This window comes from Acinetobacter sp. YK3 (genome assembly GCF_001729365.1).
Classification (GTDB): domain Bacteria; phylum Pseudomonadota; class Gammaproteobacteria; order Pseudomonadales; family Moraxellaceae; genus Acinetobacter; species Acinetobacter vivianii.
Genome location: NZ_LZPJ01000098.1, coordinates 1 through 25,070, shown reverse-complemented (window position 1 = coordinate 25,070; position 25,070 = coordinate 1). Strand labels below are relative to the sequence as shown.

Below are 25,070 nucleotides of genomic sequence, written 5' to 3'. Positions count from 1 at the left end.
GCTGCTTCTGAAGCTACTACTGCTGCTTCTGAAGCTACTACTGCTGCCGCTGCTGCTGCTTCTGCTCCAGTTGCTGCTGCTTCTGAAGTTGCTGCACCAGCTTCTGCTGCTAAATAATCTAATTTTTAGATTATCAAAAAAAAGAGAGCCTTTCGGTTCTCTTTTTTTATGTCTCAATTATTTAGAATTCAATCAAAATAAAATATAAAAAAAGCAGATCAATCGATCTGCTCATTTCCAACACGCTGTCTAAATTTCTGACCCGCTCGGAACGTTACCACGCGACGGGCAGAGATTGGAATCTCTTCACCTGTCTTAGGATTACGTCCTGGACGTTCACGTTTGTCACGCAACTCAAAATTACCGAACCCAGAAAGTTTGACTTGCTCACCCGCAATCAGTGCTTGGCTGATTTCGTCAAAAAATAACTCGACCATTTGTTTTGCTTCGCGGCGATTTAAGCTAGTAAGCTCACTTAAATGGTCCGCCATATCTGCTTTTGTTAATGCTGTCATGAGGCCCTCAATGTCGCTTGGTAAGTGTCTTCCAACACTTGAATAATGTTATCCATACCAGATTTAATTTCAGCATCTTCAAGCGTACGAGTTGGATGTTGCCATAACACTGCAAAAGCGAGAGAGCGTTTGCCTTGTTCAACTCCTTGGCCCGTATACACATCGAACAACCATGTCGAGTCGAGTAACTCTCCACCAGTTTGCTCAATTAACCGCTGAATATCTCTTACCTCAATATTATCAGAGATTAAAAGCGCAATATCACGTCTAACTGATGGAAAACGTGATAATTCTGTAAAATTAGATACATAAGATTGCAAAACAGCCTGCTGATCCAGCTCTGCAACCCAAGTTATGCCCAAATCTAGTTCATTTTCCAAAGATGGATGTAAACGACCGAGATAACCAATCGACTGTCCATCTACCAAAATTTCCGCAGATTGACCTGGATGTAACCATGCACGCTCGGTACGAACAAACTCAACAGCAATACGACCTGCTGCTAGAATCTCTTCAACCTCACCTTTAAAGTCAAAGAAATCCATGGCCTGAGGTTTTGCATGCCAAGATTCTGGTGTACGTGAACCTACAGCAATCAACGCCAGCGTTGGAATTTGCTTAAGGTCATGAATACTTTGTGCATTCTGATAATCAAAACGTAAACCGAGTTCAAAGAAACGTACACGTTGCTGTTGACGGTTTAAGTTGTACTGTACACAAGGAATCAAGCTTGATAACAAGGTACTACGCATCGCAGCCAAGTCACTTGAAATTGGATTCGCCAACATCAATGGCTGTACTGCTGGATTCAACTGCTTTTCAAGTTTTGCATCAGCAAAGCTAAAGCTGATAGCTTCTTGATAGCCTAATGTTGTAATCGTTTGACGTAATTGTGCAACCTCAAAGCGGTCTTGGTATTTTTCTAATTTCACATCAATTTTTGGCAAACTGATTTGAATATTGTCATAACCGTCGATACGTACAACTTCTTCAATCAAGTCTTGATAAATCGCCATATCATAACGATGCGAAGGAGGAACAACACTCCACTCGCCTTCAGCGATTGCGGTAACCACACAACCAAGGCGTGTTAATGCATCAGCAATAAAATTACCCGCTACTTGGTATCCAAGTAACTGATCAACTTGCGCTTGTTTCAACACAATCGCTTCACGTTTTGGCAATAAAGTCGCTTGTTCAGCCACTGTGATTGGGCCAAACTCACCACCAGCAAATGCTTGAATCAATTCAGAAGCACGATGCATTGCAATCATTGGCAATTCAAAATCGACGCCACGTTCATAACGTTGAGATGAATCCGTATGCAAGCCAAAACGGCGCGCACGACCAGCAATGGCTAAAGGCGCAAAGAATGCACTTTCAAGGAAAATATCTTGCGTATCATCGGTGACAGATGATGCCAAACCGCCCATGATACCTGCGATGGCTAATGCTTTTTGATCATCAGCAATGACCATCATGTCATCTTGCAGCTCAACTTCCTGATCATTAAGCAACACTAATTTTTCTTTAGGCTGCGCTTGTCGAACGTGAATTGAACCTTCGATTTTCGCCAAATCAAAAGCATGCATAGGTTGACCTAACTCAAGCAATACGTAGTTAGTAATATCAACCAGAATGCTATGGGTACGGATACCTGAACGTGCTAATGCTTGCTCCATCCAATCTGGTGTTGCTGCTTTAACATTTACATTTTTAACAATACGCCCCAAGTAACGTGGCGTACCTTCAGTCGTGATGGTCACTGCTTTTTCATCAGTAATAGTTGCAGGAACAGACTGAATCTCAGGCTCATTCATCGTTAACTGATTGATCACTGCAATTTCACGTGCAATACCACGGATACTAAAACAGTCACCGCGGTTTGGCGTAATACTGATATCAATCACGTTGTCATCAAGTTTTAAATATTCACGGATATTGATCCCAACTGGTGCATCAGTGGGTAATTCCAATAAACCGTCAATCTTATCTTCTAAATCAATTTCAGAAGCGCCGCACAACATGCCATGTGATTCAACACCACGCAGTTTGCCTTTTTTAATTTTAAAGTCACCAGGCAATACCGCACCCACTGTTGCAACAGGCGCTTTCATACCCACACGTACATTTGGTGCACCACAAACGATTTGTAATGGCTCACCAGAACCAATATTCACAGTGGTCACACGTAACCGATCTGCATCTGGGTGCTGTTCAACGGTGAGTACTTCACCCACAACCACACCTGTAAATGGTTTTGCCACAGGCGCCAAATCATCAACTTCCAAACCGAGCATGGTTAATTGATCAGACAATGTATCGCTATCAATGGCTGGGTTCACCCACGTGCGTAACCAATTTTCACTAATTTTCATTTGTATAAACCTTATCTAATCCTGAAAAAATGCTTAGGCAAACTGGCGTAAGAAACGCACATCATTTTGATAGAACATACGCAAATCATTGATGCCATAACGCAACATTGCAAAACGCTCTACCCCTAAACCAAAAGCAAAGCCTTTGTATTTATCAGGATCAATACCTGCAGCACGAAGTACATTGGGATGCACCATGCCACAACCTAAAACCTCTAACCAACGACCACGTTCATCCATGATATCCACTTCTGCACTTGGCTCTGTGAATGGGAAGTAAGACGGACGGAAACGTACTTTCAAATCTTTTTCAAAGAATTCATTGAGCAAGTTAATCAATAACCCTTTTAACTCGGCAAAGCTGGTGTTCTCTGCAACATATAAACCTTCGATCTGATGGAACATCGGTGAATGTGTTTGATCCGAGTCACAACGATAAACACGGCCTGGGCACACAATACGAATCGGTGGCTGGCTGGTTTCCATAGTACGGATTTGGACACCCGAAGTATGCGTACGCAATAAATGTGTCGCATCAAAATAGAAGGTATCGTGCATGGCACGCGCCGGGTGATGTCCCGGAATATTTAAGGCTTCGAAGTTGTGATAGTCATCTTCAACCTCAGGACCATGCGCAACCTGAAATCCCGCCTTGGTAAAAAATTGGCAAATACGCTCTTGTACTTGAGTAACAGGATGAATACTTCCCATGCGCTGACCGCGACCTGGCAAAGTAATATCAATGGTTTCACTTGCCAGTTTCTTCGCAAGTTCAGCTTGTTGTAATGACTGTTGACGCTCGGTCAAAGCTGCATTGATTGCTTCACGAACAGCATGGATGGCAGCACCTTGTACTTTTCGTTCTTCAGGATCCATTTTTCCAAGTGCTTTCGACTGCTCTGCAAGCTGGCTCTTTTTCCCTGTAAATTGCACACGTACTTGATCGAGTGCAGCAAGGTCTTGAGCCGCTGCAATGGCAGCAAGCGCTTCAGTGGTCAGGGCTTCCAGTGACATAGTAACTCTCAAAGCAACAAAATATAGAAATATAAGAAAACGCTATAGTTTATCAGCTTTTTACCTATTTTATGAAGCGAAACCAAGCTTTAAATCATCTAGTTTTTCTGCATAAACTTGGGTGTAAAACAATAGAAGAATGAAAGAGATCCATTAATTTTTTGAAAAAAATGCTCAATAATTGAATAAAATGGATAAGATACCGATATCGTCAATGAGAAATAACAACGATGGCGCTTGATCAAATCTGGAAACAGCAGCTTACCCTTGTCACCTATGGCAATGAATACCTTGCGGGAAATCTTAATTTTAGTCGCTGGATCGAACATCCAGTTTTTGATCAGAATCGTCTGATCTTCAGAGATTTACTTTCTCAGCATCTACTGGCTCAACATTTCCAGATCTGGCTTGAAGGTTTAAAAAAACAAGGCGTAAAAAAACTGAGCCTGCATTTATCCAGCGTACTCAATGATGAGCAGAATCCCAATGCCAATGTCGAACTGCTTCCCTTTGCACATTTTATCGTAAGCCATCAAGGCAACAAAAAAACGGCTTGGATTTGTGGACATGAGCTTGCCGAATGGGACAATAGCGATAGTGAATTTCAAGCGCCCGCTTCTCAGCAATCAGCACTACGCCAAGAAGATCTTTGGCGTTACGAATTAAATGATAAATTTGCCAAGAAAATCGATGCCGATCTAAAAAAAGTGAATTGGAATGAAGTTGCTATTTTTCTGGAAAGAGAACTGTTTGACAGCAAATATGCGGACAATTTTATAGAACCTGAACAACAGGATTTTCCTTTCTATGGTTATGAAGTCGATCCAGACGACCTCTCCAGTCAGCAACTGGCCTTGATCCCAACAGACTATCCAGCTGACTGTGCGCACCGCTTATTACATCGCACCCAAGCATTAGTGAATCATTTAGAACAGCAAAAGAAACACCCTTACACTGCGACCGGCGAATTGCTCAGTCCTGAGGAGCAGATTAACCTACGTAACTTTTTGCAAAAAGCAGATGACCTATTTGCGAAACTGATTGTGAAAACCGCCAATCATTACCAAACGGCGCAACTAACGGCAGAGGAACCAGAAATCATTGATCGAACCATGGAAATTCCACAACAACGTAACCCAACCCAACAGCACCACAAAGTTGGCGCTTCAGGCGTGATTAAATTAATTCTCCTCACCATTATCATCTGTGTTTGTGCGTATTATTTCGGTTTATAACAACGGGCTAAATAAAAACCTAGATCACTTCATCTAGGTTTTCTGTTTAATCTAAAAAGTCGGCCTGATTTTGATAATGATTTTATGCCCCCCATCATGCTGATTGACAATGTGATGGATATTTTCAATTTCACCCTCCACTTCCGCATCGGGGCCATAAAAGATCCGAATGGTTTCGCCCTTTCTTGGCAAGATACTTAATTCTGTTTCAATCGCGCCTTGTTCTAAACCTTCTACACTCACTCGCATATTTTTTATCCCAATCTTGTTTTCTTTACTGTAAAAAGATTCAGGGAGAAAAGTCTATTGCAACATGTTTGGGTTATGTAATCTCTAATTAAATCAAAAGATTGGTTTATTCATCATAATCCAGTTCATCTTCATCCACATTGATAAAATCTGGTTCTGGCGTTTGTGCGAATTGCACAGCAAGAATATCGCCATGTCCCAATAAACTTGCTTTGGCAACACGATGCATACCGTCCATCACCCGACCTTCAGCACACAAAATAATGGGATAACTCAGATCAGCAGCTTCAACCAATTGAAAATGTTCAATGATTTGCTGTGTCGTCGGAGATTGATTTGGAAACCAATAAGCTTCGTTGAGTTCTCGAATATCAGCAAGTGCAACTTTCTTAATCACAAAAGTTTTGGTTAGATCAACCAGATGATGTACATCCCAAATATGAGTATCTTGACCCACTTGTCTAAAGTGATATTGTCTGCGCACGTTTTAATCCATAGATAATTTCAGCTATGATTATCAACTTAACTTCTCATCAATAATAGTATTTATAAAATCATGACCGAGAATTACTGGAAGTTTATATTAGGTTTACAACATAATGCTCAGCAGTTTTTTAAAGGCCTCATTTCTTATCATGCCGCTCGTCATCATTGGAGCATTCGTAATCACGATATTTTTATGGTGAGAGATTTAGATGATTGCTCACTTATTTATGACTCTATTGATGCTTTAATATTTGATCTATTCCATCAAGGTGCCTACGATTGTTCACTTTATCCTTTTACTCTACTTTTTCCTGAATTTGAAAAAACTCAATCTAAATTTTTATTTGAAATAAATAATTATCCAGTATTAGTCTTCAATCTAAGACATACCAATATCGCATTAATAAAAATAGAAAGAGAGATTGTAAAAAATATCCAACCTATAGGCGATCCTAGAGAGTTTTGGGGCACCCTATCCACCCAAGACGAGTGGAACTATATGTTGTTTACTCTTATTCCTCTAAATTTAGAACAAAACAAAAAAATTAGAATATTTAATAACGGTCTGAATTGGGAAAATTTCTATAAAGAAACTCAAGAGCTTATTCGTTCTGCACCTTATCAATTTTATGGAACCTATGATATTTCATTCACAAACAACTTACATCTTTACCCCCACGAAGAAGAAGGATGTACTTTTCCATTGCTAGAGAATCCCTCTTCACAAAATAATCTTGCATTCACCCTGCTTCAACAGTTCGAAACTTTAAAAATTCATCTTCAAGGTTTTAAACATCCACGTAATGAAATGTCTAAATATCACAACTTTGATTTGGAAGAAATTAATAAATTTAATCTCTATGAGGAATCAATTGGTCAACAATTTGTCCAACTTATTTGCCATACTGCTAATAGTTATCAAGCATCTTATATCTCGGTAAAAACTCAAAATGAGTTAGAAAAAGAAATAATATTAAGTAAAAAAGAATCTGGTTTGCAAGATTCATCAGTTATCGAAAATACCACTTCGCCAGAACCTGAAACTATTTCTGGTTGGCGAGCACTAACCACTCTACTTATCGTCTTAGCAATACTCCTAATAATATTATATGGTCTATTTTTATTGGTTCAGAAATATGAATTTGCTAAGTTTTTATTAATTATTACCACAATCTTGTCTGTACTTATAATTATAGGAAGGAAATAAAAAAGACCGCTAAAAAGCGGCCTTCTTTGAATCTCTAAGCTTATGCAGCTAATGCGCCTTTAGCTTTTTCAGCTAAAGCAGCAAATGCAATTGCATCATGCATAGCGATGTCAGCTAATACGCGACGGTCGATGATCACTTGAGCTTTTTTCAAGCCATCGATCATACGGCTGTATGATAAACCGTTTTGACGAGCACCAGCATTGATACGCGCAATCCATAAAGCACGGAATTGACGTTTCTTTTGACGGCGGTCACGGTATGCGTATTGACCAGCTTTGATTACCGCTTGGAACGCTACGCGATAAACGCGTGAACGAGCACCATAGTAACCTTTAGCGCGAGCAAGAATTTTTTTGTGACGACGATGAGCCACTACACCACGTTTTACACGAGCCATTTATAATCTCCTTAGATGTATGGGCACATAGCACGAACTGATGCAACGTCACTTACGTGAACCATTACACAACCGCGCAATTGACGGATACGCTTAGCAGATTTTTTGGTCAAAATGTGGCGCTTGAATGCTTGTTTGCGCTTGAAACCGTTTGCAGTCGCTTTAAAGCGTTTAGCTGCACCACGGCGAGTTTTTAACTTAGCCATAGTAACCTCTTTTGGGCACCTGTTCGGCACGTTTGCACTATTGCAAATCGACCTGCAGGTAAGGAAGGCAGTATGATATAGCATCTATCGCTAAAACAAAAGTAAAATGCTCATTTTTTGATAGAAATAGACGTGTTTTCCCCAAACGTTATTTTCCATAATTAATTCTCAAATTATGAGAAACATACACAAAATCAGCGCCTATAATAGAGTCAAATTCTTAAATACCCATCCATATGAATATACAGAATGATGCTTTCGCCGCCTTGCGGTATCGGGATTTCTCTATCGTGACTGTTAATCAGTTCTGCTTAACACTGGCAATCCTGATTCAGGAAATTATCGTTGCCTATTCACTGTATCAAATTACCCGTGATCCACTCACACTCGGCTTTATTGGGCTGGCAGAGGCGATACCTTTTATTACCTTGTCTTTGTGGGGCGGCTATTTTGCAGATAAGCTGAATAAACAAAGCATCATGAAAGTCTGTTTATTCTTTTCTATTCCATTACCCTTAGTGCTTTGGGGTTTATTCCATTTACATGGCTTAGAAAAAATTGGCACAACAACCCTCTCTTGGGGCATTTATGCGGTCATTTTTGCCTTAGGTACGATTCGAGGCTTTTACAATCCTTCCGCAACATCGCTCAAGCCTTTTTTGATTCCACGTGAACTGTATGCCAATGGCGCAACATGGACCACGATTGGCTGGCAAAGTGGTGTCATCATTGGCCCCATGCTCGGTGGTTTTATGCTGGCGTTTTTGGGGCGTGAAACCAGTCTCTTTGCAGTATCTGCATTACTGGCCGTTTGCTTCATTTTAATTAATTGCCTAGAGAAGCGAACATTTCCGAAAATGGAAACCGAAAATGTGCTACAAAGCCTGACCGATGGCTTCCGCTTTATCTGGAAAACCAAGATTGTATTATGGGCGATTTCACTCGATCTGGTTTCTGTACTGTTTGGCGGTGTAATTGCACTATTGCCGATTTTTGCCGAGGAAATCTTAAAAGTTGGGCCTGAAGGCTTAGGTTATCTACGTGCTGCCCCTTCAATTGGTGCCTTGATCACCATGATTGTCCTGACCAAGTTCCCACCAATGCATCATGCTTGGCGTAATATGCTGTTGGCTGTGGCAGGTTTCGGTATTTTCACTATTCTGTTCGCCTTCTCAAACCATATATGGCTTTCCCTGTTTGCTCTCGCAATGACAGGTGCCTGTGACAGTGTTTCGGTTGTCGTCCGTCAAACTGTGCTGCAAATTTTCCCACCTGAAAATATGCGTGGCCGAGTGGCTGCGGTAAATGGAATGTTCGTGTCTTCAAGTAATGAATTGGGCGCATTTGAATCAGGTCTGGCAGCCAAATATCTCGGTACCATCACAGCCACCATTTTCGGAGGTTGTATGACTCTTGCCGTGGTGAGTTACTGCTGGTTTAAAACCAGTGACTTATTCAAGGTCGATATTACCAAAGGTTCAGATCAATAGACCTGAGAGGAAGAATTTGTTCTTCCTCCTTATTTTTAAAAAATGCCGAGATATAAAGCATATAAGGTTAAATAACGCCCACCTTTGGCGATTGTGACAATCACCAAGAATCGCCAAAAGTTCTCTTTCATCAAGCCTGCAATCAGGGTAATCGGATCACCAATCACGGGGGTCCAACTCAATAACAGTGAATAAAAGCCATATTTATGATAAATCTGCTGAGCCTGTTGTAAGCGCTGCTCAGAAACAGGAAACCATTTTTTATCTTTAAAATGTTCGATTTTTAGGCCGAGCCACCAGTTCACACAGGAACCCAAGACATTACCAATGGTCGCAACCAAAATTAGATAAAAAGGATTGGATAAACCTTGTACCAGCAAGGTCATTAATACCGCTTCTGACTGTAAAGGTAATAACGTCGCTGCACCAAAAGCCGAGAGAAATAATAAAAAATAAGACATCAATTTAAAGGGATCACTCAATATCGATCAAAGTATATCAATCTATAGCAATTTAACCTGAAATTATTGAGTCCGTGCCAGTTTTTCCCAAGCAGCCTGTAATTGTTCATCATGAATATTCATTTGAAAAACGGTCTTAATGGTGTGTTCAAACTCGTCAAAATTGGTGAACTCTTTTTTATTAGAGCCCCTTTTGCCATGCGTTCTTAAGACCCGATCTTTTAATGTAATCCGCATTTCGTTATTGGCAGTAGATAACATTAAGTGCTGGGTAAATAAGGATTCTGGAGAGGTCGAAATAAACCAGTTTGCGACCTGTGCATCCGCATGTGCAATCTGTTGCTCTGGATCAATGGCATAGACATTTATCCATTCATTATGAATACAGACCTGCAACATGTATTTCATTCCTATCAGCACCTCACCACTTAAACCACTTTGAGCCACTTCCACAAACCTAAAGGATTCTAATGGGGTCGTTTGAGTCTCACCAATGCGATTCATCGACAAGATACTCGTCGGTGTCATACCACCAAAACCAGGATCATATAAAAAGAGTTGCTGATCAATACGAACCAGTGTCACTAAATGAGTACGTACAGGCGTACTGATAGGTGTCCCCTGATAATACACCCGTCCCAGTACGTTATAAGCATCATACCCCAGTTCAGTTAACGCGAGTCTGGTTAAGGTACTATGTTCTAAACAATACCCCCCTTGATCATTTCTTAATAACTTTTGAGCAAGTTGATCAGACGCTAATGAGACTTCCCTTCCCAAGAAAGAAGAAAAATTGCCAAAAGGAATCGCCTGAACATGAAGGCTTAATAAGGTTTTTAGATGAGCCAAAGTAGGTGAGAAACCATCTTCAAAGCCAAGTTTGTTTAAATAGTCCGTTGAAATTGTTGATTGCATGATCTTTATTTTTGATGGGCTTAAATCATCGTAACCTGATCATGCCAAGACAAGATGAAAAATTACACAATTATAAAATAGCTTCGCTTATACGGCTAACAGGGAAATTACACCAATGATTTATATTTCGTCTTCAATTTTTTAGATCGAATAGAAAAATGTAAAAGTGAAAAAAGAAATGGAAAAAGGAATAATATCCAGAATGTAAAATCAGAACTTACAATTTTTTGATACAGGCTTAATTGAATTTCTTCATTTGAAACTACCGCTAAATCTATGGATACCTTATGGTCAAGATAACTACATAAAACTAATGAGAGGCTTAAAAAGCCAGTAAAAAACCACGTGCTCAAATATGAGTTTTTGGTTTCTCGCTGTAACCAAGAAAAAAGTGTAGAAAAGAAAAGTCCTAGAATGGTAATGAAAACAAAAACTAGACCTGCTAAATGACTGTCTAAATAGAGCGTTTGCAGCTGAGCGCAAAGGATTGCTGTCAACAGCAACAATCCCATCGCAATTATCCAATGTTTTAAATAGTACTGCTGCTCAGCCAATAGCCTTATCCAACCTTGATCGACAAGGCTTTCTGTATCGCAGGACGGGCCGTGAGACGTTCAATATAATCTTTTACGTATGGGTAATCTTCAAGCTGAATGCCCTGCCATTCATAACGCAATGCCCACGGTAAGATCGCCATATCTGCAATTGAATATTCGCCTGCCACAAACTTCTGACCAATCAACTGTTTGTTTAAGACACCATAGAGACGTTTGGTTTCATTGACATAACGATCAATTGCGTAAGGAATGCGTTCGGCAGCAAATTTATTGAAATGATGGTTTTGTCCCAACATTGGCCCGAAACCGCCCATCTGCCACATCAGCCACTGCTCAACCTCAACCCGTTCCTGCTCATCAGTTGGGTAGAATAAGCCCGTTTTTCTACCTAAATATTGCAGGATCGCACCCGACTCAAACACTGAAATCGGTTCGCCTCTTGGCCCATTCTGATCAACAATCGCAGGAATTTTATTATTAGGGGAGATTCTCAAAAAGTCAGGCTGGAACTGGTCATTCTCAAGAATATTGATAGGGAAAATTTGATACTCAAGTTGCATTTCTTCTAAAGCAATTGTTATTTTATGTCCATTGGGTGTGCCCCAGTAGTATAAGTCAATCATTTATGTTGTCCTGTTGATCGTTATCTTGACTGTTGTTGCGTTATAGCACACTTCGCCTATATTGATCAGCAAATAGGCACGAAAAGATACAATAGCACCATGTTTTTAAACTAAATATCGGTAAAATTATTTGTGCTTTTCCTGAAATTCTCTAGCTTTTTCACCGACAAATTTACGCCCAGCATTTGTGCCATTAATCCACTCTTCTACAGAGAATAAATCAAACATGCCCACCTTAAATAACGTTGGGACAGCTAAGGCTAATTCTTCTTCAACAGCCCCACGCACTCCAGCATTATAAAGATTAATATTGTGTAGCATGGTCGCAACGGTACCTGTTTGTACACGACTGCCATCTTTCAATTTAACTTGTGGTAGAACTTCTCCTTCTTGCACAACTTTTTGATTAATTTCAGAGAGTTCTTGAGTACCTTTAATTGTAGACATGAATTTTTCCAGTTTTTAAATTGTGTATTTATCAAGTAATCTTATCATAGCCTGTTTTTATTCTTAGACATTAGATTTAGCACATTTTTAACAAACCATTGCCTGATTTAGACATAAAAAAGCACCGCCTGTTGCGGTGCTTTTTTATCAAGAAAAAATTACTTTTTCTTTTTCGGACCAAGTAACATGCCCATCTGACGGCCTTCCATCTTCGGAGCTTGTTCAACAACACCAAACTCAGCAACGTCAGCTTCAATTTTTTGTAATTGAGCAAGACCAAGCTGTTGATGTGCCATCTCACGACCACGGAAACGCAAGGTAATTTTCACTTTGTTCCCTTCTTCAAGGAAACGTAAAATTGCACGCAATTTTACCTGATAATCACCTACATCCGTCGCAGGACGTAACTTGATTTCTTTCACTTGCACTTGATGCTGTTTTTTCTTCGCATCTTTTTGCTTTTGTTTCAAGTCAAATAAGTGCTTGTTGTAGTCCATGATTTTACAAACAGGCGGTTCTGCATTAGCAACAATCTCAACAAGGTCAAGATTGGCTTCTTCTGCAGCACGTAATGCTTCATTTAATGAAACAACACCTTTTTGCTCCCCATCTGCAGCGACGAGGCGTACTTCTTTCGCACGGATCTCATCGTTGATTGCAGGACGGTTACTTTTAGCACCTTGTTGTTGGTTACGGTCAGGCTGTTTAATCTTTATTACTCCACAATGTACCGGCCACGTTCGGCAACGGCAGATTTCACTAAGTCAATAAATGCATCTACTGACATAGTACCTAAATTTTTTCCTGAGCGAGTACGCACATTAACTGTACCTTCTTCAACTTCTCGGTCACCGAGAACTAGAAGGTAAGGAATACGCTCTAGGGTACGCTCACGAATCTTAAATCCGATTTTTTCATTTCTCAAGTCAGAAATAGCACGAAGGCCATTTTCTTTGAGTTTTGCGACCACTTGTTCACTTGCTTCTGCTTGTGAATCAGTAATGTTCATGACACACGCTTGAATTGGTGTAAGCCACGGTGGCATGAAACCCGCATAGTGTTCAATTAGTATACCAATAAAACGCTCAAAACTGCCAAGAATTGCACGATGAAGCATAACAGGTTGGTCACGCTCATTGTCTTCTGTAACATAAGAAGCATCTAAACGGATTGGCAAGTTGAAGTCACATTGAATGGTACCGCACTGCCAGATACGGCCTAAGCAGTCTTTCAATGAAAATTCAATTTTCGGACCATAGAACGCACCTTCACCAGGTTGCAAGTCCCATGCCAAGCCAGCATCATCAAGCGCATCTGCCAAAGATTTTTCAGCCAGATCCCAAAGTGCATCATCACCCACACGTTTTTCTGGACGTGTAGAGAGCTTCATTTGTACATCTTCGAAACCAAAGTCTTTATAAACGTCTAAAGTCAGCTTAATGAAATCTGCAACTTCTTTACCAATCTGTTCTTTGGTACAGAAAATATGTGCGTCATCTTGGGTAAAGCCACGAACACGCATAATACCGTGTAAAGAACCTGATGGCTCGTTACGGTGACAAGAACCAAACTCAGCTAAACGGATTGGTAAGTCACGGTAAGATTTCAAACCTTGGTTAAATACCTGTACGTGACATGGGCAGTTCATCGGCTTCACTGCATAGTTACGACTTTCAGAATGGGTCGTAAACATGTTTTCAGCGTAGTTTGCCGCATGACCAGACTTTTCCCAAAGCGTAAAGTCTACGATTTGCGGTGTCTTGATTTCCTGATAACCATTCTCTTGCTGAACTTTACGCATGTATTGTTCAAGCACTTGATAAATCGTCCAGCCGTTCGGATGCCAGAACACCATACCTGGTGCTTCTTCTTGCATGTGGAACAAGTCTAGCGCTTTACCAATTTTACGGTGATCACGCTTTTCAGCTTCTTCAATACGTTTGATATAAGCCGCTAACTGTTTTTTGTCAGCCCAAGCCGTGCCATAAATACGTTGTAATTGTTCATTTTTCGCATCACCACGCCAGTATGCACCAGAGATTTTAGTGAGCTTGAATGATTTTAAGAATTTAGTATTAGGTACGTGTGGACCACGACACATATCTAAATAATCTTGATGGTAGTACAAGCCCATTTGTGTTTCATTCGGCATGTCTGCAATCAAGCGTAACTTGTATTCTTCGCCACGTGCTGTGAATTCTGCAATCACATCTTCACGAGGTGTCATCTTTTTGATGACATCATAATCCTGATCGATAAGCTTTTTCATGCGCTCTTCGATCGCAGCCATATCGTCCAGCGTAAATGGACGTGGCATCCAGATGTCGTAGTAGAAACCTTCTTCGATCACAGGACCGATCACCATTTTCGCTTCCGGGAACAACTGCTTAACCGCATGTCCGACCAGATGCGCACAAGAGTGACGAATGATTTCTAAACCTTCTTCATCTTTCGGGGTAATAATCTGAACTGTCGCATCTTCTGTGATTAAATCACAAGCATCCACCAAGCGATCATTGATACGGCCAGCAACTGTATTTTTTGCAAGACCCGGACCAATGCTTTGAGCAAGTTCCATCACGGAAATTGGCTGATCAAACTGTTTCTGATCACCATTTGGTAAAGTAATGATTGGCATATAAAAAATCCTTAAGGAGTGATGCCCTATACGAAGGAGCATATCACCGCGAGATTATGTATTGAGGCGAGGCCTCAAAAGATAAAAAACGGCGGATAAAAAAGTATCCAAGATTTTACACGGGTTTAGCTATGGATGAAACCTCTGAACCAGAAAAACCCGATATCTCTTACGATTCACCTCCGACTAAAGCCTAAATGATTTAGACTCGACGACAGAATAGTTTAGTAATGAATGAAAAGAACAGAAATGGAGCAATACACATGGTGAGTGCATACGACGAATTACCACGAACACCCGCAAATTTTGTTGCCTTATCCCCGCTACGTTATTTAGAGCGTGCCGCTTATATTTACCCCGATCAAGCTGCAATTATTCATGGCGAACGTCAAATCACATGGCAACAAACCTATCAACGCTGCCGTCAGTTCGCTCATCAACTGGCAAATCTGGGTATTCAAAAAAACGATACCGTTTCAGTGTTACTTCCCAATATTCCAGCCATGATCGAAGCACATTTTGCTGTGCCAATGGCAGGTGCTGTACTCAACACCTTAAATACGCGTCTTGATGCCAAAACCATCGCTTTTATGCTGGAACATGCTGAATCCAAAGTGCTGCTGGTTGATCCCGAATTCCGTGAGGTCGCAGTAGAAGCACTCAAACTAGTACCTCAAGAGATCGTGGTCATTGACGTATTTGATTCCGAATTTGAAGGTGAGCAGATTGCCATTGGACAATATGAATATGAGTCATGGATTGCTCAAGGCCATCCTGAGTTTGAATGGTTACTACCACAAGATGAATGGGATGCGATTAGTCTTAACTATACTTCTGGTACGACCGGCAATCCTAAAGGCGTGGTCTATCACCACCGTGGTGCTTATCTCAATGCAGCCAGTAATATTCTGGCATGCGGAATGAAACCACGGGCGGTTTATCTCTGGACACTTCCTCTATTCCATTGCAATGGCTGGTGTTTTGCATGGTCTATTGCGGCCAGTGGCGGTACCAATATTTGCTTGCGTCGCGTCGATCCCAAACTGGTTTTTAAATATATTGCAGAATATAAGGTTGATTACTTCTGTGGCGCACCGATTGTGCTGTCCATGCTAATCAATGCCCCAACAGAACAACGAACTTCATTTGATCATCATGTCGAAGTGATGGTTGCGGGTGCTGCCCCACCAGTTGCGATTATTGAAGGTATGCATCATATCGGCATCAATGTAAATCACGTTTATGGCCTGACTGAAACCTATGGTCCCTCTGCCCTATGTGCCTCACAAGCAGGCTGGAGTGATTTATCCATTCAGGAACAAGCACAACTGCATTCACGGCAAGGCGTACCTTATCCCTTACAGGACAGTATGCGGGTACTTGATCCAGAAACCATGCAACCTGTACCCAATGATGGACAAACCATGGGCGAGATTATGTTCCGTGGCAACATTGTCATGAAAGGTTATTTAAAAAATCCCGAAGCGACTCAGGAAGCATTTAAAGGTGGCTGGTTCCATACAGGCGATTTGGCGGTCAGCCATCCCGACGGCTATGCCAAGATTACAGATCGTTCAAAGGATATTATTATTTCAGGAGGCGAAAATATTTCATCCTTAGAAGTTGAAGATGTGCTGTATCGTCATCCCGCTGTACTGACTGCCGCGGTTGTGGCGAAACCAGATGAACGCTGGCAAGAAGTTCCTTGTGCATTTATTGAACTTAAACAAGGAGCAACTGCCTCACCGGAAGACATCATTGCGCATTGTCAGCAAGAACTGGCGCGTTTTAAAGTTCCGAAAGATGTGGTGATCACAGAGATTCCAAAAACCTCGACAGGAAAATTACAGAAATTTATTTTAAGAGAATGGGCAAAACAAAGAGCCAATGGCGAGTTCGGAAATTAATACAAGAGATAAAAAAAGAAGTTTCCGAGGAAACTTCTTTTTTTATTTTTAAGCCTTATTGCTCAGATAACAGCGCAACCTGCTGAACATAATTGACGAACTTACGTTTCGAGGCTTCCAGCTCTTCCTCACTCACTTGCTGCTTCATATCTCGATGAATACGTAATACATGCTGACGCAAAGTATGGCGTTCAGAAGCGTTAAACACTTTACTAAACTCATTGATGATTGGGTCACCTTGATCAATCATACGATCAACCCAACGCATCAACTGCATTTGTTTTTTAGCGCCTTGTTGCGGTGTGAGATAAGATAAAATCGTGCTCTCATCTTCATTACGCAATAACTTACCAACGCGTTGGAACTGACGACGACGCGCTTCAAATGAGCTAATTCTCTGCACTTCAAGCAAAGCATCAATTAAACGCTCATCGACAGGAAGTTTTTGAATCTGCTTTGGATTGAGTTGAGCCAACTGCTCACCCAAAGCGGCCATGCGCTGGACGGCTTTTTTTTGCTCAGTTCGACTCGCACGCCCTTCTAATGACTCAAAATCTTCATCTGTATAACGTTGGGGACCACGTGCCACTATTACTCTGCCTCGTAAAATTTTGCTGCGAACAGCGTTTGAATTTCTTCCAGTGCCTTTTCTTCATCGGCACCATCAATCACCAGTCTTAATGTGGTGCCTTTACCTGCACCCAACATCAACAATGACATAATATTTTTTGCATCAACTAACTTATCGCCCTTACCAATCTGGATAGAAGAACGAAATTTTGTCGTCACTTCAATCAGTTTACCAGATGCGCGAGCGTGTAAGCCGAGTTTATTAATTACATCAATTGTTGTGTCTATCATGACCAGTGCTTCATTTCTCTATGTAAGATTTGGACAGCCCATTTTGCCTCAAGGGCCTGTTTGAGTCTATCCACGATATAAACCGAACGATGCTGCCCGCCCGTACATCCCACAGAAATGGTCATGTAATGGCGATGTCCTTCGGCAAAAGCAGGTAACCACTTATTTAGAAAACCATAAATATCTTCAAACATTTCATTGGTTTGTTGACTGCCTTCCAAAAAGCGGCGCACAGGTTCATCTAAACCTGAAAAACGGCGTAATTCTAAGTCCCAATGTGGATTTGGTAAATGTCGTACGTCAAATACATAATCCGCATCGAGTGGAATACCGTGCTTATAGCCAAAAGACTGTAAAATTACAATTAAGTTATCCGACTGTCCCAGTTTAGACAATAGGATATGTTTTAAATCATGGACACTTTTATCCGTGGTATCAATATGCACTGTGGAACGGAACTGGATCGGGATGAGCAGTTGTTTCTCTTCGTGAATACATTGCAACAGGCTATTGAAGCGACTAGCCAACGGATGCGGACGACGTGATGCACTAAAACGTGCAATCAAATCCTGATCCTGCGTGGTCAGATAAATGATATCAACCGAACCATGGCGTTGTAATTGCTCAAACACATGATCAAACTCTTGCATATCAGCACGGGTACTACGGATGTCTACGCCCAGTGCCAACTGTTCAAGATTATTCTCGTGATCCAGTTTTGCCACAATTTCAGGCAATAATGCCAAAGGTAAGTTATCTATACAATAATAGCCCAAGTCTTCAAGCACTTGTAATGCAGATGATTTGCCTGAGCCTGATTGTCCTGTCACGATAAGAATACGCTTCATGGCATTTTGCCCTTCATTTTTTATGTTTTAAAATCAACTTGTAGGTTATCAATCAAACGGGTTGCACCCAGTTTTGCAGCAACAAAAAGAACAAGATTCTGATCAAATTGCGCAATCGGTTGCAGGTTGGTCTGACGAGCTTCCACATAATCCACAACAAAACCAGCTTGTGTCAATTGAGCAGAGATATTTGCTAACACTTGATTAAGCGCCTGCCCTTCATGCAACTGCTGTTCAGCCTGTTTGAGCGATTGATAAATGGTTGGTGCAATTGCCCGTTGCTCTTCAGTTAAATAACCATTACGAGAACTTAACGCCAAACCATCTTCAGCCCGTACAATCGGCACGCCAATCACTTCGAGTGGCATATTCAAGTCTTGGACTAACTGGCGAATCACTGCCAATTGCTGGTAGTCCTTTTGACCAAAGAATGCGAAATCAGGCTGTACGATATTGAACAGCTTGGTCACCACAACTGCGACACCGTCGAAATGACCCGGACGTGACTTTCCACATAGGTCATCGGTAATCTCGCCCACACTGATATTGGTCAGACGTGGCTGAGTGCCATACATTTGCTCAACCGTTGGCGCAAAAATAATGTCGCAGTCCGCATCTGCCAATAAACGGCTATCTTGTTCCAGCGTACGTGGATAACTTTCGAAATCTTCACCAGCACCAAACTGGATGGGATTAACGAAAATACTCACCACCACCACATCACAGATTTTTTTGGCAGCACGCACCAAAGTCAAATGACCTTCATGCAGATTGCCCATGGTCGGTACAAAACCAATCAGTTTTTTTGAACTACGTGCAGGAGAAAGTGACGCAGTTAAGCCTTGTATCGTTGTTTCAGTTTTCATGAATTAAAGCTCAACCTGAAAAGTATGTTCTTTGGCTGGGAAAGACTGATCCTGAACGGCAGCATGATACGATTTAAACGCATCTACGATTGCAGTTTCACCAGCTTGCTCTTTCATGAAATTACGTACGAAACGTGCAACACGACCAAAGGTCAGACCAAGCATGTCCTGAACGACCAATACCTGACCATCCGTTTCATTACCCGCACCAATCCCGATCACTGGTGTATTCGGGAACAATTCTGCAATTTCTTTACCCAATTGTGCAGGAACACATTCAAGTAATAACACCGCTGCACCAGCATCAACCACGGCCTGACAATCTGCAATCAACTGATCCGCTGCTTCGCGTGTTTTTGCTTGCAGCTTATAGCCACCTAATACATGTACAGATTGTGGCGTTAAGCCTAAATGTACACACACAGGAATACCATTACGAGTCAATACAGTAACCAGTTCGCTCAGCCAAGCGCCACCTTCGATCTTGACCATTTGTGCGCCAGCTTGCATGACAGTTTTTGCATTTTTCAAACCATCTTCAAGCGTTGCATAGCTCATAAATGGCAGATCCGTCATAATCAGGGCATGTGCATTACCACGACGTACAGCAGCAGTATGGTAAGCCATGTCTTCCACTGTGACAGGAAGTGTAGAATCTCTGCCTTGAATCGCCATTCCAAGAGAGTCACCGATTAAAATCGTATCAATTTCAGCCAACTCCATCCCTTTAGCCATACTTGCATCGTAACAAGTAAGACATGAGAACTTGCGTCCTTCGGCTTTAAACTTTCTTAAGTCACTTAGACTAATCATGATGATGTCCTCTACAGGCGTTTCCAGAACGAAACAGTCTTAGACGGTTGCCCAAGACTGGTCTGCTATTACAGTCAAGTTTGCTTGCTGTACCAGTTCTAAATCTTTTAAAGAATGACCATTTAATTGTAAATGAGCATCTAAATCTAATAAGGGAATAACGACGAAATCACGCTCTAAAATACCAATATGTGGCACCGTTAAACGTTCATTCTGGATCTGTTCCTGACCATAGATCAGCAAATCCAGATCAAGCGTCCGCTCACCCCAGCGTCGTAAACGGACACGTCCTGCTTCTTGCTCAAATTGTTGTAATTGATCTAACAGAGTAAGCGGTGCAAGGTCGGTATCCAGTTGAACAACTGCGTTGAGATAATTGGGCTGATCTTGTGGCCCCATCGGTGGACTTTGATAAAGTCGAGAAACCTGTACAGCACCGAGCGTTGCCAGCTTCGCAACAGCTTCACTCAGAATCTGCTGCGAATCGCCTAAATTACTGCCAAGACCGATATAGGTACGAATCGTCATTGTGTTGGCCCAAAAACCACTTGGCTTAAGTCACGTTGTACACGTTTACGCTTAAGAATCGGATGATCCGCATGAACCTGTCCTGAGTTACTTGCCGCTTTTTCAATAAAACGACTCGCTGACTCATCAGCTCTGACACGTTCTTTTTTGCCACGACGACTTCTTGGCTCAGGTACATTGACCAAAGGCTCAATTTCAGTCGTCTTCGGCTCATCTGCTTCAACCGCCTTACGACGTGTCTTGCTGCGCTGACGATTGTACTGACGAATTGCCGCTTCTTTTTGGTCAGTGGTCATTTCCTGATAGGTTTCCCACCAAGTGCCCATGCCTTCTGTACTACTGTCGCCTGATTTTTCACGTAACAGCAAGAAGTCAAAGCCTGCACGGAAACGGGCATGCCCTGCCAAAGCCTCAATCTGTTGTGGTTTTGGATTCAGCAAACGCGTCTGCATTTCCCAAACTTCACGGATAAATGTTTCAGCAAAACGAGGAATAATGGTACGAGTGGCCTGACGTTTCAACACATCAAGTCCAGCTTGTGCACGCGCTTCTGCTGGTACAACACCTTTATTCAAATAGTAGTCACAACGTTCTAAAAATGGTTTCCATAACAATACCGCATAGAAAAATGCTGGATTGATGGTTTTACCCACTTGAATACGCTGATCGGTATTTCGTGCAGCACGCTCAATAAAAGCGGTAATATTCGGCGGGATTTCGGCGAAAAGCTGTTTCCATACACCAAACTCGATCAACATTGGCAAGACACGCGTCAAATGCCCCATGGTGAACAGTTTTTGTGATTCATCATATAAACGATGTGGTGAAACATCACGCAATAATTGCGTCATTTCAGCACTAAAAATATCGAGAATGGATTGATCAATCTGGAAGTTTAATTTTGCAGCAAAACGCAATGCACGTAACATACGTACAGGATCTTCTTCAAAACGCTGTGCAGGTTCACCAAGAAAACGTAAAGTACGCGTCTTGATGTCATCTACCGCATGACAGAAATCAAGTACGATGCCTTTCCGTGGCTGGTAATACAAGGTATTGATGGAAAAATCTCGACGAGCAAAGTCTTGCTCAATCGTTCCCCAGTTATTATCACGAAGAATCATACCAGAGGCACTGGTGACTGCTTTTTTCGGCGGGGCACGGAATGTCGCGACTTCAATCAGTTCACGACCAGAATACACATGTGCTAACTCAAAACGTCGTCCGATAATTCGGCAACGTCGACCAAAAACTTCTTTCACCTGAGCTGGTGTAGCATTAGTAACCGCGTCAAAATCCTTTGGATTAAGACCTAACATCATATCTCGAACACCACCGCCCACAATATATGCCTCGTAGCCTGCTTTAGTCAGACTATCAATCACATCTAGAATTGAGGAAGGAAGTTGAGTTGTGGACAAACCACATTTTGACGCACGCAAAGTTTGCAAAAGACACTGTCTCCTACGTCAGGACGTAAATAACAATTTGTCGCTAATCATAGCTCTAACACACACAAAGGGCAATTTATTCTGTTGGAAGTTTCAACAGATCAGTCTGCCTATTCCATCACATTATTACAATTCTGAGCTTATAACATCAGCCTTGCTTTGTTTTTTTCAAACAATTTTGGCCCGATTCCCTTGATATTCATCAGCTCATCTACACTTTTAAAGCCACCATTCTTTTGACGATATTCCATAATCGCCTGAGCTTTTTTCTCACCAACACCATTCAGTGTCTGCAATTGCTGTAAATTTGCCTGATTTAAACTGATTTTATCGCCTTGAATATTAAGAGAAGATGAAACCTGTTTTATATTTTGTTGGGAAGCAGGTCGGGATAAATAATAATTATTGTTGGCCTGATTCGCCAACTGCTGGTCACGTGCTTGCTGCTGAGCTTTCCATTGTTGATAGGACTGATCAAACTGTTGGGCGTTGAGATGTGAAATACATCCCACGCACAAGATCATCCATAAAAAAAGTCTATGTTTGCTGCTCGCTTGTCGAAAAATCATGGTTCCCCTCCCCAGATTTTAATTGAATTTTGGCTTGCTCCCAGAGTTCATCCATTTCTGCCAAACTCATTTTTTGCAAGTCTTTGTGTTGTTGTTGCGCCTGTTGTTCTATATAAGCAAAGCGGCTTCTAAACTTATGAATGGTCGCCAATAGCGATGCTTCACTCGATACCCCCAGCTTTCGCCCCACATTGATTAATGAAAATAGACAATCCCCAAACTCTTCCTCGATCTCATCCGCGCTTTGATGCTTGATTGCGTACTGTAACTCCCCTAATTCTTCGTCCAGCTTCGCATAAGCATCGTCTACCGTTTCAAAATCGAAACCCAGTTGTGCCGCTTTTTTTTGAATTTCATGCGCTTGTACTAAAGCAGGTGCATGCTTCACCTCATCAAGACGCGATTGTACTTTACCTTGTTTTTCTTGCAGTTTGATTTGTTTCCATAACTCACTCACTTGCTCAGGCGTTAAATTTTGATATTTTTCTGCCTCAAAAACATGCGGATGACGGCGAACTAACTTTTCACTGATCGCATTCACAACATCCTGAAAATTAAATAATCCTTTTTCATCAAACATTTGTGATTGAAAAACCACTTGCAGCAATAAATCACCGAGTTCATTACGAATCTCATCGATATCACCCGAACGAATTGCATCCTCAACTTCATATGCTTCTTCAATGGCATAACGAGTTAAACTCTCAGGTGTTTGTTGTTGATCCCATGGGCATTTTTCTCTTAACTCTTGCATGATTGCCAATAATTTTTCCATGATGATCTCCAAACCAGATGCAGCCAAATTGTTGCAGCTTAAACACGCTTGTGCGTAATATACAGGCACGCAAAATATCAATATAAAGCAAGGGAAAGCAATGCAAAATAGTGTTTTTATTAGCGGGGCTGCACAAGGGATTGGTGCTGAAATCGCTCGCCTCTTCTACCAACATGGTTTCAAAGTTGGAATCTACGACATCAATACCGAACAGGCTCAACATCTGGCACAACAACTGGGTGTGAATGCCAAAGCGGGTTATCTGGATGTCAGCGACTATCAGCAATGGCAAACTGCACTACAGGAATTTACGCTTTGGGCTGGCCAATTGAATATTTTGGTTAACAATGCAGGTATTCTTTACTCGGGCGCATTCGAAAACACCGAGATCCAATCACACCATCGCATCATTGATATTAATATCAAAGGTGTACTCAATGGCTGCCATGCCGCTTTAGCACATCTACAACAGGCCCGTTTTGCCCGTGTCATTAATTTATCTTCGGCCTCTGCGATTTATGGGCAGGCTGATTTGGCTTGCTACTCTGCCAGTAAGTTTGCTGTACGAGGTTTAACTGAAGCCTTAGATGTGGAGTGGCAAAAATACAAGATTCGTGTTCTGGATGTCATGCCACTCTTTGTGCAAACCAATATGGTGAAAGATATGGATGCAGGTAGTATTCAACATATGGGCGTAAACCTCACAGCTTCAGATGTTGCTCAACAGGTTTTACAACTGGCTCAACAAAAAGATCATACCCTGCTTGCAACCCATACCCCTGTGGGGATGAAAACTAAACTCATGTATCAGCTCTCTCATTTGAGTCCACAGTTTTTAAATCGAATAACCAATATATTATTATCAAGAAAAAAATAACTTTAATGCCTTTGATATTATAAAAAATATCAAAGGTTTTTAAAGAAACTAAAATAAAAAAAATAAATAAGCCAACATTAAAACCCAACTTTAAACACACATTTAAAACAAGAAAGCACCTAAAAATCACAACAAAACGCCAAAAACCTTAAAAAACATTCAGATTGTCAATTATTAAGGTTTTTAATGGTAAAACTTAATCGTATTTTTTTATTATTATGCGACCCTTCTTTTCGAGGGATTTAATAATGAAAAAATTACTAGTTTTAACTTTAGCGGCAACATTTTCTTTTTCAGCTTTTGCTGCAAGCGAATATACAGATAAACCATTTTCAACCACTGAATTAAAAGCAATGAGCTGTGCTGATCTTTCTGTTGAACAAGCAAATGCTAAACGCGAACTTGCTGAAGCAGACAAGAATATTGCAAACATCAATGCAAATGCACAAGCACCGGGTAAAGCAGTGAGTAAATGGGCTGGTCTTGCAAGTGGTGCATTAAGTACTTTCGCAGGTAATTCAGAGAAAGCGGCTAAAGTGAGTCAAATTGCCAATAACCTTGCGGGTGAAGAAGATACTTCTGATGCGGCTAACCTGACTTTACAACAAGCGATTAAAACAAAGGCACAAACCAATATTGATAACATGACTATTTATCAAAAAAGTAAAAAGTGCAAAATGTAATTTCTAAATTAGACATTATTATTAAAACCCAACATAGGTTCTAATAATAAAAAATAAAACCTGCAATATTG

At 41.3% G+C, this 25,070-nt stretch carries 29 protein-coding genes; 6 read left to right on the top strand and 23 right to left on the bottom strand.

The features are described from left to right. Positions 1-218: 218 nt before the first annotated feature. Genes A9Z07_RS11255 through pheS form a run of 3 tightly spaced genes read right to left on the bottom strand, consistent with a single transcriptional unit; the run spans position 219 to position 3,907 of the window. On the bottom strand, positions 219-515 hold the full coding sequence (locus A9Z07_RS11255; protein WP_000126166.1) for an integration host factor subunit alpha: 297 nt from the start codon (positions 513-515) through the stop codon (positions 219-221). Then, positions 512-2,893 (bottom strand): phenylalanine--tRNA ligase subunit beta, encoded by a 2,382-nt coding sequence (gene pheT / locus A9Z07_RS11250; protein ID WP_069578768.1) that lies wholly within the window; start codon positions 2,891-2,893, stop codon positions 512-514. Before pheT ends, A9Z07_RS11255 begins: the two co-directional genes overlap by 4 nt. Before the next feature lie 33 nt (positions 2,894-2,926). Further along, the gene (pheS, locus tag A9Z07_RS11245; RefSeq protein WP_005255074.1) at positions 2,927-3,907 is read right to left on the bottom strand and encodes a phenylalanine--tRNA ligase subunit alpha; all 981 of its coding nucleotides are present in this window, start codon (positions 3,905-3,907) and stop codon (positions 2,927-2,929) included. Between the two features lie 230 nt (positions 3,908-4,137). On the opposite strand from pheS, the gene A9Z07_RS11240 reads away from it, so the two are divergent. Next, entirely contained in the window at positions 4,138-5,142 is a 1,005-nt protein-coding gene (locus tag A9Z07_RS11240) for a hypothetical protein (RefSeq protein ID WP_069578767.1), read from the top strand. A gap of 51 nt (positions 5,143-5,193) precedes the next feature. Here the strand turns inward: A9Z07_RS11240 and A9Z07_RS11235 are convergent, their stop codons facing one another. Together A9Z07_RS11235 and A9Z07_RS11230 are read right to left on the bottom strand one after the other, a co-directional pair. Next, the gene (locus tag A9Z07_RS11235) at positions 5,194-5,391 is read right to left on the bottom strand and encodes a hypothetical protein (protein ID WP_004774718.1); all 198 of its coding nucleotides are present in this window, start codon (positions 5,389-5,391) and stop codon (positions 5,194-5,196) included. A 106-nt stretch (positions 5,392-5,497) separates the two neighbouring features. Then, positions 5,498-5,875 carry a hypothetical protein gene (locus A9Z07_RS11230; RefSeq protein ID WP_069578765.1) on the bottom strand — a complete coding sequence of 126 codons (378 nt, stop codon included), beginning with the start codon at positions 5,873-5,875 and terminating at the stop codon, positions 5,498-5,500. 72 nt (positions 5,876-5,947) lie between these two features. Between A9Z07_RS11230 and A9Z07_RS11225 the strand changes: the two genes are divergently transcribed. Continuing rightward, a complete protein-coding gene (locus tag A9Z07_RS11225; RefSeq protein ID WP_069578764.1) occupies positions 5,948-7,084 on the top strand; it encodes a hypothetical protein in 1,137 nt (378 codons plus the stop codon). A 40-nt stretch (positions 7,085-7,124) separates the two neighbouring features. Here A9Z07_RS11225 and rplT read toward each other — a convergent pair whose 3' ends face one another. Then, positions 7,125-7,484 (bottom strand): 50S ribosomal protein L20, encoded by a 360-nt coding sequence (gene rplT, locus A9Z07_RS11220; protein WP_004655655.1) that lies wholly within the window; start codon positions 7,482-7,484, stop codon positions 7,125-7,127. Positions 7,485-7,495: 11 nt separating this feature from the next. Further along, on the bottom strand, positions 7,496-7,690 hold the full coding sequence (rpmI, locus tag A9Z07_RS11215; protein ID WP_004637967.1) for a 50S ribosomal protein L35: 195 nt from the start codon (positions 7,688-7,690) through the stop codon (positions 7,496-7,498). Positions 7,691-7,926: 236 nt separating this feature from the next. Between rpmI and A9Z07_RS11210 the strand changes: the two genes are divergently transcribed. Next, positions 7,927-9,180, top strand: coding sequence for an MFS transporter (locus A9Z07_RS11210; RefSeq protein ID WP_069578762.1), 1,254 nt, complete (start codon positions 7,927-7,929; stop codon positions 9,178-9,180). Positions 9,181-9,215: 35 nt separating this feature from the next. Here the strand turns inward: A9Z07_RS11210 and A9Z07_RS11205 are convergent, their stop codons facing one another. The 7 genes from A9Z07_RS11205 to thrS all read right to left on the bottom strand — a co-directional run bounded on the left by A9Z07_RS11205 (position 9,216) and on the right by thrS (position 14,821). Beyond that, complete coding sequence (locus A9Z07_RS11205; protein ID WP_004774708.1) at positions 9,216-9,641, bottom strand: YqaA family protein; 426 nt, start codon at positions 9,639-9,641, stop codon at positions 9,216-9,218. Positions 9,642-9,704: 63 nt separating this feature from the next. Further along, positions 9,705-10,556: an arylamine N-acetyltransferase family protein gene (locus A9Z07_RS11200; protein ID WP_069578760.1), complete on the bottom strand. Its 852-nt coding sequence runs from the start codon at positions 10,554-10,556 to the stop codon at positions 9,705-9,707. A gap of 107 nt (positions 10,557-10,663) precedes the next feature. Next, positions 10,664-11,068, bottom strand: a complete 405-nt coding sequence (locus A9Z07_RS11195; RefSeq protein ID WP_069578757.1) for a hypothetical protein — start codon at positions 11,066-11,068, stop codon at positions 10,664-10,666. Positions 11,069-11,115: 47 nt separating this feature from the next. Then, complete coding sequence (locus tag A9Z07_RS11190) at positions 11,116-11,736, bottom strand: glutathione S-transferase N-terminal domain-containing protein (protein WP_005255090.1); 621 nt, start codon at positions 11,734-11,736, stop codon at positions 11,116-11,118. Positions 11,737-11,862: 126 nt separating this feature from the next. Further along, on the bottom strand, positions 11,863-12,183 hold the full coding sequence (locus A9Z07_RS11185; protein WP_047431736.1) for a hypothetical protein: 321 nt from the start codon (positions 12,181-12,183) through the stop codon (positions 11,863-11,865). A gap of 158 nt (positions 12,184-12,341) precedes the next feature. After that, complete coding sequence (gene infC, locus A9Z07_RS17645; RefSeq protein WP_079281829.1) at positions 12,342-12,893, bottom strand: translation initiation factor IF-3; 552 nt, start codon at positions 12,891-12,893, stop codon at positions 12,342-12,344. Between the two features lie 5 nt (positions 12,894-12,898). Continuing rightward, positions 12,899-14,821 (bottom strand): threonine--tRNA ligase, encoded by a 1,923-nt coding sequence (thrS, locus tag A9Z07_RS11175; protein WP_004774698.1) that lies wholly within the window; start codon positions 14,819-14,821, stop codon positions 12,899-12,901. Positions 14,822-15,084: 263 nt separating this feature from the next. Here thrS and A9Z07_RS11170 point away from each other — a divergent pair, with 263 nt between their 5' ends. Beyond that, the gene (locus A9Z07_RS11170) at positions 15,085-16,728 is read left to right on the top strand and encodes an acyl-CoA synthetase (protein ID WP_069578753.1); all 1,644 of its coding nucleotides are present in this window, start codon (positions 15,085-15,087) and stop codon (positions 16,726-16,728) included. Positions 16,729-16,783: 55 nt separating this feature from the next. Here the strand turns inward: A9Z07_RS11170 and yjgA are convergent, their stop codons facing one another. From yjgA to mazG, 9 genes are all read right to left on the bottom strand, one after another. Further along, a complete protein-coding gene (gene yjgA, locus A9Z07_RS11165; RefSeq protein ID WP_004774694.1) occupies positions 16,784-17,317 on the bottom strand; it encodes a ribosome biogenesis factor YjgA in 534 nt (177 codons plus the stop codon). 2 nt (positions 17,318-17,319) lie between these two features. Then, positions 17,320-17,589, bottom strand: coding sequence for an HPr family phosphocarrier protein (locus A9Z07_RS11160; RefSeq protein WP_004774692.1), 270 nt, complete (start codon positions 17,587-17,589; stop codon positions 17,320-17,322). Next, positions 17,586-18,437, bottom strand: a complete 852-nt coding sequence (rapZ, locus tag A9Z07_RS11155; RefSeq protein WP_069578751.1) for an RNase adapter RapZ — start codon at positions 18,435-18,437, stop codon at positions 17,586-17,588. The genes A9Z07_RS11160 and rapZ overlap by 4 nt, the downstream gene beginning before the upstream one ends. Before the next feature lie 20 nt (positions 18,438-18,457). Continuing rightward, complete coding sequence (panC, locus tag A9Z07_RS11150) at positions 18,458-19,303, bottom strand: pantoate--beta-alanine ligase (RefSeq protein WP_069578750.1); 846 nt, start codon at positions 19,301-19,303, stop codon at positions 18,458-18,460. Positions 19,304-19,306: 3 nt separating this feature from the next. Continuing rightward, the gene (gene panB, locus A9Z07_RS11145; protein ID WP_004774685.1) at positions 19,307-20,116 is read right to left on the bottom strand and encodes a 3-methyl-2-oxobutanoate hydroxymethyltransferase; all 810 of its coding nucleotides are present in this window, start codon (positions 20,114-20,116) and stop codon (positions 19,307-19,309) included. Between the two features lie 39 nt (positions 20,117-20,155). Then, positions 20,156-20,644: a 2-amino-4-hydroxy-6-hydroxymethyldihydropteridine diphosphokinase gene (gene folK, locus A9Z07_RS11140; protein ID WP_069578748.1), complete on the bottom strand. Its 489-nt coding sequence runs from the start codon at positions 20,642-20,644 to the stop codon at positions 20,156-20,158. Beyond that, positions 20,641-22,095: a polynucleotide adenylyltransferase PcnB gene (gene pcnB, locus A9Z07_RS11135; protein ID WP_069578746.1), complete on the bottom strand. Its 1,455-nt coding sequence runs from the start codon at positions 22,093-22,095 to the stop codon at positions 20,641-20,643. The genes folK and pcnB overlap by 4 nt, the downstream gene beginning before the upstream one ends. Positions 22,096-22,235: 140 nt before the next feature. After that, positions 22,236-22,664: a helix-hairpin-helix domain-containing protein gene (locus tag A9Z07_RS11130; protein ID WP_047431719.1), complete on the bottom strand. Its 429-nt coding sequence runs from the start codon at positions 22,662-22,664 to the stop codon at positions 22,236-22,238. Next, positions 22,633-23,439 (bottom strand): nucleoside triphosphate pyrophosphohydrolase, encoded by an 807-nt coding sequence (gene mazG / locus A9Z07_RS11125; RefSeq protein ID WP_069578744.1) that lies wholly within the window; start codon positions 23,437-23,439, stop codon positions 22,633-22,635. Before mazG ends, A9Z07_RS11130 begins: the two co-directional genes overlap by 32 nt. Positions 23,440-23,539: 100 nt before the next feature. Between mazG and A9Z07_RS11120 the strand changes: the two genes are divergently transcribed. Next, positions 23,540-24,316: an SDR family oxidoreductase gene (locus A9Z07_RS11120; protein WP_069578743.1), complete on the top strand. Its 777-nt coding sequence runs from the start codon at positions 23,540-23,542 to the stop codon at positions 24,314-24,316. Between the two features lie 248 nt (positions 24,317-24,564). Next, positions 24,565-24,999, top strand: a complete 435-nt coding sequence (locus A9Z07_RS11115; RefSeq protein WP_069578741.1) for a hypothetical protein — start codon at positions 24,565-24,567, stop codon at positions 24,997-24,999. Positions 25,000-25,070 lie beyond the last annotated feature (71 nt).

Bases quoted from the DNA above. Each gene is read 5' to 3' on its own strand.
- A9Z07_RS11210 (WP_069578762.1), top strand. From the start codon at position 7,927: ATGAATATACAGAATGATGCTTTCGCCGCCTTGCGGTATCGGGATTTC.
- A9Z07_RS11200 (WP_069578760.1), bottom strand. From the start codon at position 10,556: ATGCAATCAACAATTTCAACGGACTATTTAAACAAACTTGGCTTTGAA.
- rpmI (WP_004637967.1), bottom strand. From the start codon at position 7,690: ATGGCTAAGTTAAAAACTCGCCGTGGTGCAGCTAAACGCTTTAAAGCG.
- mazG (WP_069578744.1), bottom strand. From the start codon at position 23,439: ATGGAAAAATTATTGGCAATCATGCAAGAGTTAAGAGAAAAATGCCCA.
- A9Z07_RS11170 (WP_069578753.1), top strand. From the start codon at position 15,085: ATGGTGAGTGCATACGACGAATTACCACGAACACCCGCAAATTTTGTT.
- A9Z07_RS11130 (WP_047431719.1), bottom strand. From the start codon at position 22,664: ATGATTTTTCGACAAGCGAGCAGCAAACATAGACTTTTTTTATGGATG.
- A9Z07_RS11195 (WP_069578757.1), bottom strand. From the start codon at position 11,068: ATGGGATTGTTGCTGTTGACAGCAATCCTTTGCGCTCAGCTGCAAACG.
- rapZ (WP_069578751.1), bottom strand. From the start codon at position 18,437: ATGAAGCGTATTCTTATCGTGACAGGACAATCAGGCTCAGGCAAATCA.
- A9Z07_RS11160 (WP_004774692.1), bottom strand. From the start codon at position 17,589: ATGATAGACACAACAATTGATGTAATTAATAAACTCGGCTTACACGCT.
- folK (WP_069578748.1), bottom strand. From the start codon at position 20,644: ATGACGATTCGTACCTATATCGGTCTTGGCAGTAATTTAGGCGATTCG.
- A9Z07_RS11120 (WP_069578743.1), top strand. From the start codon at position 23,540: ATGCAAAATAGTGTTTTTATTAGCGGGGCTGCACAAGGGATTGGTGCT.
- panC (WP_069578750.1), bottom strand. From the start codon at position 19,303: ATGAAAACTGAAACAACGATACAAGGCTTAACTGCGTCACTTTCTCCT.
- thrS (WP_004774698.1), bottom strand. From the start codon at position 14,821: ATGCCAATCATTACTTTACCAAATGGTGATCAGAAACAGTTTGATCAG.
- pheT (WP_069578768.1), bottom strand. From the start codon at position 2,893: ATGAAAATTAGTGAAAATTGGTTACGCACGTGGGTGAACCCAGCCATT.
- A9Z07_RS11115 (WP_069578741.1), top strand. From the start codon at position 24,565: ATGAAAAAATTACTAGTTTTAACTTTAGCGGCAACATTTTCTTTTTCA.
- pheS (WP_005255074.1), bottom strand. From the start codon at position 3,907: ATGTCACTGGAAGCCCTGACCACTGAAGCGCTTGCTGCCATTGCAGCG.
- A9Z07_RS11255 (WP_000126166.1), bottom strand. From the start codon at position 515: ATGACAGCATTAACAAAAGCAGATATGGCGGACCATTTAAGTGAGCTT.
- A9Z07_RS11185 (WP_047431736.1), bottom strand. From the start codon at position 12,183: ATGTCTACAATTAAAGGTACTCAAGAACTCTCTGAAATTAATCAAAAA.
- panB (WP_004774685.1), bottom strand. From the start codon at position 20,116: ATGATTAGTCTAAGTGACTTAAGAAAGTTTAAAGCCGAAGGACGCAAG.
- A9Z07_RS11205 (WP_004774708.1), bottom strand. From the start codon at position 9,641: ATGTCTTATTTTTTATTATTTCTCTCGGCTTTTGGTGCAGCGACGTTA.
- A9Z07_RS11240 (WP_069578767.1), top strand. From the start codon at position 4,138: ATGGCGCTTGATCAAATCTGGAAACAGCAGCTTACCCTTGTCACCTAT.
- A9Z07_RS11235 (WP_004774718.1), bottom strand. From the start codon at position 5,391: ATGCGAGTGAGTGTAGAAGGTTTAGAACAAGGCGCGATTGAAACAGAA.
- A9Z07_RS11190 (WP_005255090.1), bottom strand. From the start codon at position 11,736: ATGATTGACTTATACTACTGGGGCACACCCAATGGACATAAAATAACA.
- rplT (WP_004655655.1), bottom strand. From the start codon at position 7,484: ATGGCTCGTGTAAAACGTGGTGTAGTGGCTCATCGTCGTCACAAAAAA.
- A9Z07_RS11225 (WP_069578764.1), top strand. From the start codon at position 5,948: ATGACCGAGAATTACTGGAAGTTTATATTAGGTTTACAACATAATGCT.